17 protein-coding genes and 1 other annotated feature are annotated in these 15956 nt (G+C 57.1%); of the genes, 14 read left to right on the top strand and 3 right to left on the bottom strand.

Annotated features, from left to right (window positions below; translation table 11 throughout):
• Window positions 1-28: 28 nt before the first annotated feature.
• A complete protein-coding gene (locus ASF69_RS12680) occupies window positions 29-1006 on the top strand; it encodes a GGDEF domain-containing protein (protein WP_062588000.1) in 978 nt (325 codons plus the stop codon).
• A gap of 5 nt (window positions 1007-1011) precedes the next feature.
• Here the strand turns inward: ASF69_RS12680 and ASF69_RS12675 are convergent, their stop codons facing one another.
• Entirely contained in the window at window positions 1012-1371 is a 360-nt protein-coding gene (locus tag ASF69_RS12675; RefSeq protein ID WP_062587998.1) for a PAS domain-containing protein, read from the bottom strand.
• Between the two features lie 97 nt (window positions 1372-1468).
• A complete protein-coding gene (locus ASF69_RS12670) occupies window positions 1469-1711 on the bottom strand; it encodes a hypothetical protein (protein WP_062587996.1) in 243 nt (80 codons plus the stop codon).
• A gap of 140 nt (window positions 1712-1851) precedes the next feature.
• Window positions 1852-1907: a sequence feature (sul1 is cis-regulatory element that is thought to sense ions involved in sulfur or methionine metabolism; They are found in Alphaproteobacteria), on the top strand.
• 68 nt (window positions 1908-1975) lie between these two features.
• Here ASF69_RS12670 and ASF69_RS12665 point away from each other — a divergent pair.
• Window positions 1976-3442: a SulP family inorganic anion transporter gene (locus tag ASF69_RS12665; protein ID WP_062587993.1), complete on the top strand. Its 1467-nt coding sequence runs from the start codon at window positions 1976-1978 to the stop codon at window positions 3440-3442.
• 54 nt (window positions 3443-3496) lie between these two features.
• On the opposite strand, the gene ASF69_RS12660 is transcribed toward ASF69_RS12665, so the two are convergent.
• On the bottom strand, window positions 3497-4033 hold the full coding sequence (locus ASF69_RS12660; RefSeq protein ID WP_062587991.1) for a carboxymuconolactone decarboxylase family protein: 537 nt from the start codon (window positions 4031-4033) through the stop codon (window positions 3497-3499).
• Window positions 4034-4267: 234 nt separating this feature from the next.
• Between ASF69_RS12660 and ASF69_RS12655 the strand changes: the two genes are divergently transcribed.
• The 12 genes from ASF69_RS12655 to ASF69_RS12600 all read left to right on the top strand — a co-directional run bounded on the left by ASF69_RS12655 (window position 4268) and on the right by ASF69_RS12600 (window position 15955).
• A complete protein-coding gene (locus ASF69_RS12655) occupies window positions 4268-4945 on the top strand; it encodes an isochorismatase family protein (protein WP_062587989.1) in 678 nt (225 codons plus the stop codon).
• A gap of 1 nt (window position 4946) precedes the next feature.
• Window positions 4947-5894: a polysaccharide deacetylase family protein gene (locus ASF69_RS12650; protein ID WP_200939077.1), complete on the top strand. Its 948-nt coding sequence runs from the start codon at window positions 4947-4949 to the stop codon at window positions 5892-5894.
• A complete protein-coding gene (locus ASF69_RS12645) occupies window positions 5894-6817 on the top strand; it encodes a polysaccharide deacetylase family protein (RefSeq protein WP_062587987.1) in 924 nt (307 codons plus the stop codon). The genes ASF69_RS12650 and ASF69_RS12645 overlap by 1 nt, the downstream gene beginning before the upstream one ends.
• Before the next feature lie 69 nt (window positions 6818-6886).
• The gene (leuC, locus tag ASF69_RS12640; RefSeq protein ID WP_062587984.1) at window positions 6887-8293 is read left to right on the top strand and encodes a 3-isopropylmalate dehydratase large subunit; all 1407 of its coding nucleotides are present in this window, start codon (window positions 6887-6889) and stop codon (window positions 8291-8293) included.
• A 10-nt stretch (window positions 8294-8303) separates the two neighbouring features.
• Window positions 8304-8918 (top strand): 3-isopropylmalate dehydratase small subunit, encoded by a 615-nt coding sequence (gene leuD / locus ASF69_RS12635; RefSeq protein ID WP_062588407.1) that lies wholly within the window; start codon window positions 8304-8306, stop codon window positions 8916-8918.
• A 55-nt stretch (window positions 8919-8973) separates the two neighbouring features.
• Window positions 8974-10191, top strand: coding sequence for an ABC transporter substrate-binding protein (locus ASF69_RS12630; protein WP_062587982.1), 1218 nt, complete (start codon window positions 8974-8976; stop codon window positions 10189-10191).
• Between the two features lie 69 nt (window positions 10192-10260).
• The gene (locus ASF69_RS12625) at window positions 10261-11130 is read left to right on the top strand and encodes a branched-chain amino acid ABC transporter permease (protein ID WP_062587980.1); all 870 of its coding nucleotides are present in this window, start codon (window positions 10261-10263) and stop codon (window positions 11128-11130) included.
• Window positions 11127-12104: a branched-chain amino acid ABC transporter permease gene (locus tag ASF69_RS12620; protein ID WP_062587979.1), complete on the top strand. Its 978-nt coding sequence runs from the start codon at window positions 11127-11129 to the stop codon at window positions 12102-12104. Before ASF69_RS12625 ends, ASF69_RS12620 begins: the two co-directional genes overlap by 4 nt.
• Window positions 12097-12837: an ABC transporter ATP-binding protein gene (locus ASF69_RS12615; RefSeq protein ID WP_062587977.1), complete on the top strand. Its 741-nt coding sequence runs from the start codon at window positions 12097-12099 to the stop codon at window positions 12835-12837. Before ASF69_RS12620 ends, ASF69_RS12615 begins: the two co-directional genes overlap by 8 nt.
• Window positions 12830-13531, top strand: coding sequence for an ABC transporter ATP-binding protein (locus tag ASF69_RS12610; protein WP_062587975.1), 702 nt, complete (start codon window positions 12830-12832; stop codon window positions 13529-13531). Before ASF69_RS12615 ends, ASF69_RS12610 begins: the two co-directional genes overlap by 8 nt.
• Window positions 13532-13592: 61 nt before the next feature.
• Window positions 13593-14486: an oxaloacetate decarboxylase gene (locus ASF69_RS12605; protein WP_062587974.1), complete on the top strand. Its 894-nt coding sequence runs from the start codon at window positions 13593-13595 to the stop codon at window positions 14484-14486.
• Window positions 14487-14548: 62 nt separating this feature from the next.
• Window positions 14549-15955: an FAD-dependent oxidoreductase gene (locus tag ASF69_RS12600; protein WP_062587972.1), complete on the top strand. Its 1407-nt coding sequence runs from the start codon at window positions 14549-14551 to the stop codon at window positions 15953-15955.
• Window position 15956 lies beyond the last annotated feature (1 nt).

Here is a 15956-nt window from a genome sequence, read left to right as displayed (position 1 = left end):
GCATCCGTCACCAGAGAGGCATCCCGATATGAAAGACATATTTGCGCGAATGGCCAGCGGTACGATCAGGTTTGATGACGACTTGATATTCATCCTTGATGCGCTTCCGGTGCCTTTGACTTGGGCGTCACTGCCGGATGGCAACATGCGCTTCGTCAACAGGGCTTTCACGAAGACATTCGGATACCAGAACGGTCATTTCGCCACAATCGATCAATGGGTCAGCCAGACCTATGCTGATGAGGCCGAAAAGGCCCAGGCCCGGCAAAGATGGGACGAATTCTGGAATTGTGGACGTCGCGGCATCACAGAGGTGCAGCCGCTCGAATTGCACATCAATGATATCAACGACAAGACCATCGTCGTGCTCCACAGAGGTATCGTCCTCCACGACTTCAATCTTTGGATGGCGACCTACGAGGACCTGTCCACTCAGAAGCTTGCTGAAAGCGCCCTGAAGCGGATTGCCTATGAGGACCCATTGACCGGTCTGGGCAATCGAAGGGCGTTGCAGGAGCATTGGGACAGCGAGATGGCGAGAAGTCTTGCGACGGCGTCGCAGCGGATGATTGCCATCCTGATGATCGACCTCGACAACTTCAAACCGATCAACGATTATTTCGGTCACGCTGCCGGAGATGATATCTTGCGGATGGTGGCCACTCGCCTGCGGCAATCGGTCCGCCAGGATGATACGGTGGTGCGGATGGGCGGTGACGAGTTCGCGATCCTTCTTACCAATCTCGAAGATCAGGATGACGCAGAGAAGATCTGTCAGCGCATCTCAGATGCGTTTGCCAAACCTTTTATCATCCAGGGCGAAGAGATTGACGTTGGGGCGACTGTCGGGGCAAGCCTCTATCCCCATCATGCTGGAAATCTCGAAACGCTACTCCACGCAGCGGATCAGGCGCTCTATCGGTTGAAGCGAAACCACACCCATGACTGGGAATGGTTCAATCGCTCTTTTGAGCCACTCCAGTCCACGCAGACAGCCGTTGCCTGATCTGGTCAATTGAGCTTCTGCAAGGGATATATGATGCCGGAATAAATAGCCGGGGTGCCGTCTGGGCCATGGAAACACCGGCCGGACGACATCACGAATTCGAATTCACCATGTGCGTTTCGAACCCTGTATTCAGCATTATGTGGTCGACCATCCCTGACCGCTTTCGCTATTAGCGCAGCCAGACCGGGCCTGTCGTCCATATGGACACGTTCCATGTATGACGCCAAGGGCAGACCTCTGACGGTCTGCACGGGGTCCAGCCCAAACAGAGCGGCAACCGCGGTGTCCCCATACAGCCGATCGTCTTCCATCGACCACGTGTAAATCCCGGCTTCAATTTCGGAGCTTTCCAGCCTCTCCATATACACCAATTCACTCCCCAACCCACGAAACGCAACGGTAATCCTAGCGACCGACGAGATGTGCTACCGCACGGCGTTTCGTTTCTCCAGTGGTCCGTTAACGACGGATGACGCCGTACACGATCTTTCTATCGCCGCCTCGGTATCCGCCGCGATTGTCGCGCCAGTCACGGTCGCGGTCTCGTCGGAAGTCTCTGTCTCGGAAGTAGCGGTTGTCATCGTAACCACGGCTATGGACGGACGACGAGTAATAGCCGCCGCCTCGGTCGCCTCTGTCATCGACGCAGCCGCTGAGCACGCCAGCGGATACAACGCAGATCGCCAAGCTCAAGATCTTCATGGGGTTCTCCTTGCCTTTAACAACACCTAACCCTGTCAGTCGCGATTGGTTCCCCTGTAAAAACAAGGTTGCGTGGCTGTTGAGCGATCGCATTTTCATGTTGCATCGCACACGATATCCTTTATTAGGAGCTTACTCACCACGGACCCGGTGAAACTCCGGGTGGCTCTTCTGGCCGCCGATCCGCCAGACAACGCAAAACCTGCATGACAGATATCACCGGCGCCCAATGCGTCCGTTTCATGCTTTGCGAGATTTCATCACATGCTACTCACATCTCTCCGTCGGGATTGGTCTGCCAATCCTATTCGCGAAATGCTCGCGGGAGCCGTCGCGACATTCGCGCTGATCCCCGAAGTTATCGCCTTTTCGTTCGTGGCCGGCGTTGACCCTCAAGTGGGTCTCTTCGCTTCTTTTGTTATCGGGATTGTGATCGCCTTCACCGGTGGTCGTCCGGCCATGATTTCTGCTGCCGCGGGCTCGGTCGCCTTGGTTGCAGCCCCTCTGGTGCATACGCATGGCTTGCCATACCTTTTTGCTGCAGGCCTTCTGGCCGGCATGATACAAATTCTGTTCGGCATCCTGCGCCTTGGCGTGCTGATGCGCTTTGTGTCCAAGTCGGTACGCACTGGCTTCGTCAACGCGCTTGCGATTCTCATCTTCGCTGCCCAGCTTCCGCACATTCTTGGCGGCGATTTGCTGGCTTATGGAATGTTGGCTGCAGGACTGGCGGTAATTTACATCGTCCCAAGATTGACAGACGCGATACCGTCACCTTTGATTTGCATTCTGGTTCTGACCGGTGCTGCAATCCTGTTTGATCTTCCTGTCATGACGGTTGCAGAACTGGGCAAATTACCGGATTCTCTTCCCATTTTCAGTTGGCCTGCCGTTCCGCTGACCCTTGAGACACTTGGCATTATTGCAGGGCCTGCGCTGGCCATCGCAATGGTCGGCTTGCTCGAATCCATGATGACAGCAAGTGTCGTGGACGATCTGACGGGAACGCCGAGTTCGAAAAATCGAGAATGCACCGGCCTCGGCATAGCCAACACCGCAGCAAGCCTTTTTGGCGGAATTGCAGGGTGCGGCATGATCGGGCAGACGGTCAGCAACCTCAAATACGGCGCCCGGGGCCGGTTTTCCACGCTTTTCGCGGGCGTTTTCCTGCTTGTCCTCATGGTGCTGCTGAAGCCGTGGGTTTCGCAGATTCCTGTCGCAGCGCTCGTCGCGATCATGATCATGGTTTCCATAGACACGTTTGACTGGTCCTCGGTGAAGACTCTTGTCGTGCATCCGAAAATGTCGAGCGCCGTCATGGGCGTAACTGTTATCGTGACTGTTCTCAGCGAGAACCTCGCTCTTGGTGTTGCCGTTGGCGTGTTGCTGAGCGGCGTCTTCTTCACATTCAAGGTCGCGCGCCTTTTGCGTGTGGAAACCCAAACCGATGAAGAAGCGCGCCGTGTGACTTACACGGTTTCCGGCCAGGTGTTCTTCGCCTCCGCAGATGTGTTTGTGGATGCTTTCGACACGGAAGCGGCCGAGGGTATGTCTGTCCTCATCGATGTCTCAAAGGCACATTTCTGGGATATCACCGCGGTCGCCGCACTCGAAAGGGTCACCGAGCGTTTTGAAAAGCACGGCGTTGCGGTCAAGGTGATCGGCTTGAACGCTGCAAGTTCAACACTGATCGAGCAACTGAACGGTCCGGTCAAACTCAAAGAAGTCTGACAGCACCCTGCAATGCTTTCTGGAGGACGCGAAGGCTCGCGTCCTTCGAACCGCCTAAATCGGATTTGCTTCCAGTTCGGACGCGATCGCGTCATCAATCGGCGTTTCATACGTCATCAGGATGCCGCCTAGTGTGATGTAGAAGCCAACCGTGGCGATCAGATCAAAAATGGCTTCACGGCCAATCCTGTCTGCGAGTTCGCTCTCCAGCGCAGCAGGAATATGACGCCAGTCAAAAAGAGCGTCGACCGCCCGCACGATCAAGCCGTCCTCTCCTTCAGGCATCGCAGCAACAGCGCGAATGCGCTCATCGCTAATGCCAAGGGACCGCGCCCTGCTCACATGATGAGCCCACTCGTAGCTTGATCCAAGCCGGTGGCCAGTTCTCAAAATCACAATTTCGGATCTGATCGGCCCCAGTGCATTGTCCACGACGATATGCTGGCGAAGCGGTGCCCAACTTCTCAAGAGGGAGGGGTGGTGGGCCATGGTGCGATAGACGTTCAGCTTGCCCGCGAATCCTTCTCGCATGTCGGCGACAGAGCTTGGCCAATCGGAATCTCCAATGGGCGGGCAGGGCGATATTGGCATGTTTTCCTCCGTCGATGGTGGCTTCGTTGCTCAATTCATCAGCATTTTAGCCAAGGGTTGCAGGCATTTGCACAGACAGAAAGCGACTCCTAAAAGAAGATGGCAAGAGGTCGGAAATGAGCTTTACAAATGATATAAAGTGATAACAATAGAAATAATAGAGCATCCTTCCTGCTGAGGAAGTGGTCTGTGTAATGGACCGCGCGGGGAGGCTGCAGTGCATAGGAGGTCGTCATGGAAATCTCATCGCTAACCGCCCGTCAATTGTACGAGAAGGCCAAGGCAAACCCAACCCGCAGACGATTTGGGTTCGGGCGCAAGCCAATGCTGATCAATATCGATCTGCAATGTGCCTACACCTCTGTCGGTGAGTTTATCTCTGCCTATGAGACCGATCCGCAGCAGCTCGAATACGTCAATACACTTTCGAACCTTGCTCGCGCCAAGGGTCTCCCCATCACCTGGACCTATGTGGCCTATATGGAATCTGGCGAGGACTGCGGCGTCTGGGGAACGCGTACCGATACGCCGGACTCCCTGCAGAACATCAAGGTTGGTTCGCGCCGTGCCGAGTTCGATCCGCGCCTGCAGATCGATCACGTCAAGGACATCATTATCAACAAGCGCATGGCTTCGCCCTTCCATGAGACCAATCTCCAGTCGCTGATGGTCTGGCATCAGTGTGATACGGTCATTCTCACGGGTGGCTCCACATCCGGCTGTGTGCGTGCCTGTGTGGTGGATGCGATCTCGCGCGGATATCGCGTCATCGTTCCCGAGGAATGCGTGGCGGATAAGCACGAGAGCCCGCATTTCGCCAATCTCTATGACATTTCGGTCAAATACGGCGATGTGATCCCGGTATCGGACGCCATTGCGTGGTATGAAAACTATCAGCCGGAGGTCCGCTAAGATGGCCGCCGAAAAAACCGACATGAAGTCGGATCTGGGTCTTTACGATTATCTGCCCTGGCCCAACCGCCCGAAAATCGTCTGGCCCGATAACAAGAAGATCGCCGTCTGGATCGCTCCGAATATCGAATTCTATGAGTATGATCCTCCAAACAATCCTACCCGCACGCCGTGGGCTCGTCCCAATCCGGATGTTCTTCAATACTCCCACCGGGATTACGGGAACCGGGCCGGTTGGCAGCGCATGATGGCTGCGATGGATAATGCCGGATTTCGCGGGTCTGTGTCCCTCAATGTCGCCCTTTGCGACCACCATCCGGAAATTATCAAGGCTTGCGCCGACCGTGGCTGGGAGTTCTTCTCCCACGGCATCTACAACACGCGCTATGTCTACAATCTCGACATCGAGCAGGAGCGGGCGATCATTCGCGACGCCTTCGATACGGTGCGCAAACACACCGGTCAGGAACTGGCTGGATGGCTGTCTCCGGCTCTGTCCAACAACTTCTGGACGATGGATATCCTGTCTGAAGCGGGCATTCAGTATACCTGCGACATGTTCCACGACGACCAGCCCATGCCGGTCAAGGTCAAATCCGGCAAGCTGATTTCGATGCCTTATTCGCTCGAGATGAACGATGTGATCGTTTACAACAGCCAGAAGGTTACGCCGCGCCATTACGGCGAAATCATCAAGCGTCAGTTCGATCAGCTTTACAAGGAAGGTAGCGAGAGCGGCACGGTCATGTGCATTCCCTTGCATCCCTATCTGGTCGGACAGCCACACCGCATCGATGCCTTCGCCGAAGCCATCGACTACATCGCGGGGCATGAGGGCGTGTGGCAGACGACAGGTCGCGAAATCGCCGCAGCCTATCATTCCAGCGGTGCCTATGACGCGATGAATGCCGCCATGGCTGCCCACAATTCAGGGAAAGGTGCGCGCTGATGTCTATGCCTGAAGACTATCTCAACTATCCCGCCCGCCGCTATGGCATGGATCATGATCGTTACGAGTGGAGCGATTTATTCGCCCGCAAGCCGGTTGTCTGGCCAGATGGCGCTCGCATCGCGCTTTCGATTGTAACGCATGTCCAGCATTTTCCGCTCGATATGCCGTCCAAGCCATTCAAGGCGCCAGGGGCATTGTCCATGCCCTATCCGGATTTCCGCTATTACACCAACCGGGATTACGGAAACAGGATCGGGATTTTCCGCATTCTCAAGCTGCTTTCCGAAAAAGACCTTGAAACCAGCTTTGCCATAAACGGCGTGATCGCACAGCGATACCCGGCGCTGATCGATGCCGTGGTCAGAGGCGGGCATGAAATCATCGCGCACGGTCTTGATATGGGTAAGGTCCACCACTCGGGGCTTGGCGAGGAGGAGGAAAACGCAATCATCGCCGAGGCGCTCTCCCTTTTGCGCGAGGCGAGTGGGCAGAAGGTGGAAGGCTGGCTGTCGCCTGGCCGCGCGCAGGGTTTCAAGACGCCCGATCTCTTGGCCCGTAATGGCGTTGCCTACAGCCTGGACTGGGCCAACGACGATCTTCCTTACGAGATGCAGACAAGCAATGGCACTCTGCTTGCCATGCCGATGGCTTATGAGACCGATGACCGCGTGGTTGCAGACGAATATTTTCAGTCGGAAGCCGAATGGGTGCAGCAGGTCAAGGACCGCTTCGACGTGCTCTACCGCGAAAGCGGCCAATATGGCGGTCGCGTCATGAGCCTGCCGCTGCATAGCTGGGTGTCCGGAATGCCTTACCGCGTCGAATATCTGCGTGAAGCGCTGGACTACATCCTGTCGCACGAGGGCGTCTGGAATGCCCCTGTGGGAGACATCTGTGCGGCTTTCCGCGCGGGCAAGTGATGCGTTGACACATCCGGAGCCGGCGAAAGCCGCGTTCTGGAAAGCCTTCGAATAAAGAAAGATCAGCTTATGGCGCAAGCATCCGCACCGCGCACAATGTTGGGCAAGATATGGGATGAGCATGAGATATTGCGACATCCGGCTGGCCCGTCGCTTCTATATATCGACCGCGACATGATTCACGAGGGCAGCTTTCATGCCTTTGCCGATCTGAGAAGACGCGGGTTGAAGCCTCGCCGTCCGCAGCAGATCTTCGGTGTTGCCGACCACTACGTGCCGACGCTGGGGAGAACGTCTGGCGATGCCGCAAGTCCTGCAATCGCGCATATGATCGACACATTCGATGAGAATATGGAATGGGGCGGAATGCGGCACTTCGGGCTTTCCAGCCGGGAGCAGGGCATTGTGCACGTCGTTGCACCTGAACAGGGGATTACCCTACCGGGTCTGACAATCGTCTGTTCGGATAGCCATACGTCAACGCAGGGTGCGCTCGGCGCAATCGCTTTCGGCATCGGCCAGTCCGAAAATGCTCATGTGCTGGCTACTCAAACGCTGTGGCAGTCTCGCCCGAAAACCATGCGCGTGACGATTGACGGTGTGCTGGGCCAGGGCGTGACGGCAAAGGACGTCATGTTGGCGCTGATTGCAAAAATCGGTGCGGCAGGCGCCGGTGGACATGCCATTGAATTTGCCGGGCAGGTCGTTCGGGATCTCTCGATAGAGGGTCGATTGACGCTCTGCAACATGTCGATTGAAGCTGCCGCACGCTTTGGCATGGTGGCCGCGGACGAAACAACCTTTGCCTATGTGAAAGGGCGTCGCTTTGCGCCGTCTGAACAGGAATGGGATCGTGCAATCGCGCATTGGCGAACGCTTTCAAGCGATGACGAAGCGTTTTTCGATGCAGAAGTCAGGCTTAATGGCGCAGATATCGCCCCAATGGTGACATGGGGAACCAGTCCCGAAGATGCCGTTTCCATCATGGGGCGGGTACCCGATCCAACATGCTTCGATAACGCTGACAAGCGCAAGGCAGCAACAAAGTCGCTCGAATATATGGAGCTTTCGCCGGGCACGCCGCTCGACGGCCTGAAGCTGGACAAGGTCTTTATCGGCTCCTGCACCAACAGCCGGATCGAGGACCTTCGCGCGGCTGCAGCCATTCTGAAGGGACGCAAAGCGGTTATTCCCTCCATCGTCGTGCCAGGCTCAACCCAGGTGAAGGCTCAAGCCGAAGCCGAAGGCATTGCCGGTATCTTTCGTGACGCCGGTTTCGAGTGGCGTGAGTCCGGCTGTTCCATGTGCGCGGCCATGAATGGTGACGTGGTCGGTCCCGGCGAGCGGTGCGCCTCAACCTCGAACCGCAATTTCGTCGGGCGTCAGGGGCCGGGGGCTCGCACCCATCTGGTCAGCCCTGCCATGGCGGCCGCTGCCGCTATCACCGGCTGTCTGACCGACGTTAGAAGGATGTGAGGGCAGGATGATGAAGGCATTCACACGCGAAACGTCCAAAGCAATCGCTATCCCCGGCGTCAATTGCGATACGGACCAGATCATTCCGGGACGCTTCCTGAAGGCGGACCGTGCGGAGGGCTACGGCCAGTTCCTGTTTCATGACATCCGTCGTACTGAAGAGAAAGAGCTCGATCCCGCATTTCCATTAAACAGACCGGGTGCGGATGCTGCCACAATACTGGTCGTCGAGGATAACTTTGGCTGTGGCTCTTCGCGCGAAGGTGCGGTCTATGCTCTCGTGGATCACGGGATAAGATCCGTCATCGGGCCAAGCTTCGGTGATATCTTCTTCAACAACGCGCTGAAGAACGGGCTGGTACCCGTCCGCTTGTCGGCGGAGACCTGCGACGCGCTTGCCGAGCACATCTCTCGCTTTCCCGATGCGCAGGTCACAGTCGATCTGGAGGCGGGAGAGGTGGTTCTGCCGGGCAATCTCGGCACTCACCCCGTCATCATTGATCCCTTTGCACGCGACTGCATTTTGCGCGGTCTCGACGAGATCGAGATGACCCTGACGTTTATGGAGCAGATTTCGGCATTCGAAACCGATCGAATGGCGTCGCATTCCTGGCTGGGCCGTTGACGGGCGGACCAGCGAGTTTCTTTCGCCGTCTCACAAAAAAACTGGGAGCACAAAAATGACATTCAAAATTGAACGACGTAATCTTTTAAAAGTCTCCGGCGCACTTGCGGTCGGTCTGGCAGCGCCATCCATCCTGCGCGCGCAGGCGGCAACCGTAAAGGTGGGCGTCATCGAACCGCTGACCGGCAATCTTGCCTATAATGGTACGCAGAGCGCGGCGGGCGCCAAATTTGCGGCTGATGCCATCAATGCCGCAGGCGGCATCAAGAGCATGGGCGGCGCAAAGATCGAGCTCGTGGTGGTAGACGCCCAAAGCCGTCCAGAAGCCGCTGCTTCTGCTGTCGACACCCTCGTGCAGGCCGAAGCCTGTGCCTTTACCGGTGCAACAGCCTCTGCACTCGGCCTTGCATCCTCTCAGGCGGCTGCGAAGTACAATCTTGCGCAGGTCTTCTCCATCGGTACCGCAGAAACGGTCGTCCAGCGCGGCCTGCCGAATGTTTTCCGCTTCACGCCGGGCGTCAACAAGTGCACCAGCGTCGCTCTGGAAAACCTCAAGCTGCTTAATGCCAGCGCGGGCAACACCGTCAAGACGGCTGCGATTGTTCACGAAGATGGCCCTTTTGGCTCCAACATGGCGAAGATCCTTGCTGAGCAGCTTCCCAAGCAGGGCATCGAAGTCGTTGAAACGATCTCGCATCCGACACCCCAGCGCGATTTCTCCAATATTGCCCTGCGCGTCAAGGCATCCAAGGCGGACATCCTTATTCCGTCCAATTACATCAACGAATACACCTTGATGGCGAGGGCGCTGAACCAGCAGCGCGTTGAGTTGAAGGCGATCTATTCGATCCTTGGTGGGGCTGCGTCGAACATCAAGTTCGTACGCGAAAACAAGGAAGTCGCTCAATATGTGATGGACTGCAATCACTGGTACGACCCATCGAAGGACGAGTCGAAGGCGCTTGCGGCAAGCGTTGCCGCTGCAAAGCTCGATCTGACCTATGATGTCATGGTGTCCTACGCGACAATCCAGGTCATTGCCGATGCTCTGGAGCGCAGCGCCTCGACTGATCGCCAGAAAGTCATGGAAGCGCTGGCGGCATCGACCTTCGACAAGTCGATCATGCCCTATGGCCCGACCAAGTTCGTCAACGGCGACAACGTCAATTCGCGGCCGGTCAACACGCAGATCCGTGGCGAAAAGATCGAACTGGTCTTCCCGAAGGAATATGCGACGACCGAAGCGGTATTCCCCATTCCCGCCAAGAACTGACACGGTCTCGCCCCCAAGGACGGCTTCGTCCCTGGGGGCGCTCTTCAAACGACAGAGAGGCGAGCCCTGATGTCAAGTCTGATATTTCCCGCCGTGTTGAGCGGCCTTATGATGGGAGCGGTCTATGCGCTGGTGGCGCTGGGGCTGACGCTCATCTACGGCGTGCTCCACATCATTAATTTTGCCCATGGCAGCCTGTTGATGCTGGCGCTATATTCCGTGTATTTCCTGTACACCTATTTCGGCGTCGATCCTTATCTTGCCATTCCAATCGTGCTGCCAGCCTTCTTCGCGCTCGGTTATGTGCTGCAACGCGGCCTGATAGCGCCGATGAGCAGTGGTTCGGAGCAGAACGTGCTGCTCATAACGCTCGCGGCATCGATGATTATCGACAATCTCGCGCTTTACTTCTGGACGTCGAATACCCGCACCGCCGACATCGCCTATGCATACGACACGGTCGAAATTCTGGGCGCTTATCTGCCGCTTGGTCGCGTGATTGCGTTTGGCGCCGCCCTCGCCGTCGCACCGCTGTTGTGGTGTTTCATGGCCTATACCCGCACCGGCTCGGCCATCCGGGCTGTCGCTATCGAAAAGCGTGGCGCGGAACTGGTCGGCATTGACGTCAACCATACCTATGCCGTCTGTTTTGGTATCGGCACCGCCTGTGTCGCTTTGGCTGCGTGTCTTCTGCTGCCGACATTCTACATCACGCCTCAGGTTGGCTACACCTTCGTCCTCGTTGCCTTCACCACAGTCGTTCTAGGGGGCATGGGCAGCTTGCTGGGCGCACTGGTGGCCGGTCTTCTTCTCGGTGTCATCGAGTCGCTCTGCGGTCTTTTCCTTGGCGAAAGCCTTGGCCAGATCGGCATCTTCCTCGCTTTCATCCTTATCCTGCTCTTCAAACCGTCAGGGCTTCTTGGGAGGGCAAGAACATGAGACCTCAATCAATCGGGCAGATCGCCCTCATTGCGGCAGCCCTTGCCTATCTCTTCGGGGTCTATTTCGCATCCTCACCCGTGTGGATGGGCTTTACCATCAACGCGTTGATCGTCGCGGTCGTCGCGCTCTCGTGGAACATCACCGGCGGTTTCGGGGGACTGTCATCCTTTGGCCACGCCGCGCTTTACGGCACCGGCGCCTATGCTTCGGCGATCCTGCAAGTCAAATATGGTGTCAATGCCTGGGTGGGCTTCGGCGCTGGCATTCTTGCCGGTGCGCTCATGGGAGTGTTCATTGGCGCGCTTGCCTTTCGCTATGGTTTGCGCGGATCCTACTTCGCGCTGGTGACGCTGGCCTTTGCCGAAGTGCTGCGTATCTGCGCCTCGTCATTTGACTTTACCGGTGGCGGCAGCGGCCTTCAGCTGACGCTTGCACCCGGCGTGGCAAATCTCCAGTTCAACGATCGGACCATCGCCTATACGGCTCTGCTGGTTGTCGTTGCTGTCGTTATGGGGCTGACCGCATTCATCAAGTACTCCCGCTTCGGAGCCTATCTCATCGCGGTGAGAGAAAACGAAGATGCAGCCCGCGCACTTGGCATCGATACCTACAAGATCAAGGTGCAGGCGATGGCGATATCAGGTGCCTTCGGGGGGCTGGCCGGTGTGCTCTATCTCCAGCTCTGGCTTTTCATCGATAGCAACGTGGTCTATGGCAGCGCCGTTTCCATCGAAGCGCTGATAGGGCCGATCATCGGCGGTGCCGGCACGATCTGGGGGCCGCTCCTTGGAACGCTCGGTCTGCATCTCCTTGGCGAAGGTGCCAAGCATCTCTTGCCCAATGCACCGGGATTGAACTTCGTGCTTTATGCGATCGTGCTGATCTGCGCCCTGCGCTTCCTGCCAAATGGCCTTGTCGGCCTCGCTGGCAAGCTCGGTACCTTCAAGAAGAAGGAGGACGACAATGCTTGAGGTTCGCAATCTTTCCAAACGCTTCGGCGGATTGAAGGCGGTGACTGACGCATCGCTCGATGTTCCCGAGGGCTCCATCGTCGGGCTGTTAGGGCCGAACGGTGCCGGTAAGACAACATGTTTCACGATGATTGCCGGCTTTACCAAAGCCGACGAAGGCTCGGTGCGATTTCAGGGCAAGGACATCACCGGTCTTGCGCCGCATAGCATTTGCGCCCTTGGCATGATCCGCACTTTCCAGATCGTCCAGCCCTTCGCGGGCCTGACGGTACAGGAAAACATTGCGGTCGGTGCCTATCTCCATCACCATGATCGTCGGGAGGCGATGTCTGTAGCGCGTGAGGTTGGCAAGCGGCTGGGTATGGGCGCCACGCTCGACCGTCCTGCTTCCTCCCTGACAATCGCGGGACGAAAGCGCCTAGAACTTGCGCGTGCACTTGCGACCGGCGCGAAGCTTCTGCTGCTTGATGAAGTGATGGCAGGGTTGATCCCCTCCGAAATCACCGAAATCGTTGGCATTATCAGGAAGATCCGCGACGAGGGGCATACGTTCCTGATGATCGAACACGTCATGCAGGCGGTGATGCAACTTGCCGAAACGGCATATGTGCTGAACCAGGGCAAGATGATCGCCCATGGAACACCTCGCGAACTCGTCAAGGACCCGTCCGTGGTGGAAGCCTATCTCGGCCACGGCGCCGCCGCCCGCCTGCAGGAGGAAAATCATGCTTGATATCTCAGGTATCCGCGCAGGCTACGGCTCGATGAGTGTTTTGCAGGGAATAGATATGCGCGTCGAGGCAGGAGAGATCGTTGCTCTGCTCGGCTCCAACGGTGTCGGCAAGACCACCCTGAACAACGTCATATCCGGCTTCATCAAGGCAAGTGCAGGATCGATCACCTTCAAGGGTGAAACGATTACGGGCAAGAAGCCGAAGGACATCGTGGCATTGGGCATCGCCCATGTTCCGGAAGGTCGGAAAGTGTTCCCGAACCTGTCGGTCGGCGAAAATCTCAAGCTGGGCGCCTTTCGCCGCGCACGAAACAACACGAAACAGAATTTTGAGCGGATCTGCGAGATTTTCCCGCGATTGCGGGAGCGTCTAAATCAGCTGGCCGGGACGCTATCCGGCGGTGAACAGCAGATGCTGGCAATCGGGCGCGGTATGATGTCTGAGCCGGAACTTCTCATTCTGGATGAGCCGTCGCTCGGCCTTTCACCCATCATGGTCGAGGAAATGTTCGGCCTGATTACCAAGATCAACACCGATGGTGTCGCCGTGTTGCTGGTCGAGCAAAATGTGATGCAGTCCCTCAGTGTCGCAAAGCGCGCCTATGTCATCGAGCAGGGACGTTTCGTGATGCAGGGAGACGCCGCCACGCTGCTTGCCGATCCTCAGCTGCGCCAGGCCTACCTCGGAATGTGACAAGTCGCCCCGGATGGACTTTGCCGGGGCGCATATAATTTACGGAGAAACGGAGAATACAATGTCCCTTACACGTACCCAACGTCTGCGGCAGCTGCTTGCAGGCGAACGAGCCCTCATGGCTCCAGGCGTCGTCGATGCCATGTATGCTCGCCTCGTCACCGAAGCCGGTTTTGACGCCATGTACATGACCGGTGCTGGCACTTCGGCAACCCGGCTGGGCTATCCGGATGTTGGCCTGTTGACCATGACGGAAATGGTCGACAACGCCACGCGCATTGCCGATGCCTCTGACATTCCGCTGATTGCCGATGCGGATAATGGTTTTGGAGGTCCGCTTAATGTGCGCCGTGCCATCCAGCTTTACGAGCGCGGCGGAGTGGCTGCGGTCCATCTTGAGGATCAGGTCCTGCCGAAGCGTTGCGGCCACCTTGCGGGCAAGCAACTCATTTCGGCAGAGGACATGGTCGCGAAGGTCAAGGCGGCCGTTGATGCACGTATCGATGAGAACTTCGTCGTTATCGCCCGCACGGATGCTTTGGCGCTGCATGGACGCAACGCCGCATTCGACCGTGCTGAACTGTACCGCGAGGCTGGCGCGGATGTCATCTTCATCGAAAGTCCCGGACCGGATGATTTGCCGCACATCGCGCCGCGCTTTGAGGGTATTCCGCTTCTCTACAACATGGCCACATCAGGCAAGACACCGTTTCTGACACGCTCGGAAATTGAGGCGCTGGGCTTCAAACTCATCATCTATCCCAACTGGCTTCTGCTTTCGGCCTGCGAGGCGGCACGTAAAACGCTTCAGGTTTTAAAAACCGAGGAAACTATCGCATCGGTTGCTCCCAACGTCATGAATTTCAAGGAATTCTTCGACATGGCGCGGATGCCGGAGATTCAGGAACTGGAAGCACGTTACGGCACGCCCGAAGCAAATCGTACGACGTATTGAGCAGCAAGCATTTGACGGAGGGCAGGCAGTCTCGCCCTCCCGTCATCAAGGGAGATTGAACGATGGCAGTGCTGAATGCCGAGGGCGTGACATTCGATTTCGAAATGCCGGTCGTGGTTGTGGGGGCCGGGGCCTGTGGTCTGGTTGCGGCGCTTTCAGCGCATGATGCCGGGCAAGAGGTGATGATCCTCGAACGTGACGAAACTCCGACCGGATCCACCTCCCTGTCCGCAGGGCTTATCCCAGCGCCTTGCACGCGTCTGCAAAAGGAAGCTGGCATCGAGGATAGCCCGGAAATATTTGCTAGTGACCTCGTCGCCAAGACGCACGATCACACGCCCTTTGATATGGCGTTGGTTGCCGCGCAGACGGCCGGTCCAATGATCGATTGGCTTATGGATAAGCATCATGTCGAATTCGAACTGGTAACGGGCTTCATTTATCCCGGGCACTCGCGTCTTCGTATGCATGGTCCAAAAAGCAGAACAGGTGCCGATCTTGAACAGTCGCTTCTGGCCGCCGTTTCCGAGGCGGGGATTGACCTTGTCACCGAAGCATCGGTCGAGGACCTCTATGTGGACCAAAGTGGCCGCGTGAAGGGTGTGCGCTTCCGCAGACCCGATGGTGCGCTTGAAATGCTCGGCTGCAAGGCTCTGGTTCTTGCTTCCTGCGGATTTGCTGGCGATGTCGCGCTTGTGCAGAAATACATTCCCGAAATCGCCGAGGCCGAATGTTGCGGCCATCTTTCCAATACCGGCGACGCGGTAAAATGGGGGCTCGAGATCGGTGCGGCAGTTGCCGATATGGGATCCTATCAGGGTCATGGGTCCGTTGCCCATCCGCACGCGCTGCCATTGACGTGGGCGGTCATCACAAAAGGCGGTATCCTCCTTAATGAGAAAGGTCGCCGTTTCTCAAACGAGATGCGTGGCTATTCAGAACACGCTGCCGAAGTGGCTGCGCAGCCCGGTCACACCGCCTGGGATATCTATGATGCCAAGGGTGACGAGGCCGGGATGGGCTTTTACGATTACCGTGAAATCCGCAAGCTTGGAGCAGTCAAGGCGGCTGGCAGCCTGGAAGAGCTCAGTGTCGTAACGGGCCTCTCACTTGACGCCATTCGTGAAGAATTCGAGGCTATTGAAGCCTCCGCGCGCACTGGCGTGCCGGACAGGTTTGGCCGGGTTTTCACGCAGGATCAGGTGCTTGCTGCTCCCTATTATGCGGTGAAGGTCAACGGCGCGCTGTTTCATACACAGGGCGGGCTAGTCATCGATGCGGAAGCCCGGGTGCTGCGCGAAGATGGCACCGCTCTGCCCAATCTTCTTGCAGGCGGCGGCGCGGCCCGAGGCGTGTCCGGGGATGCCAATTATGGATATTTGTCGGGCAACGGTCTTTTGACTGCAACGAGCTTTGGTCGTCTGGCAGGCGCTACGGCTGCCCGCATCGCGGCTGAAACCCATGGCTGAG

Source organism: Rhizobium sp. Leaf311 (assembly GCF_001423445.1).
Lineage (GTDB): Bacteria > Pseudomonadota > Alphaproteobacteria > Rhizobiales > Rhizobiaceae > Agrobacterium.
This window is presented reverse-complemented; position numbering and strand designations above follow the sequence as displayed.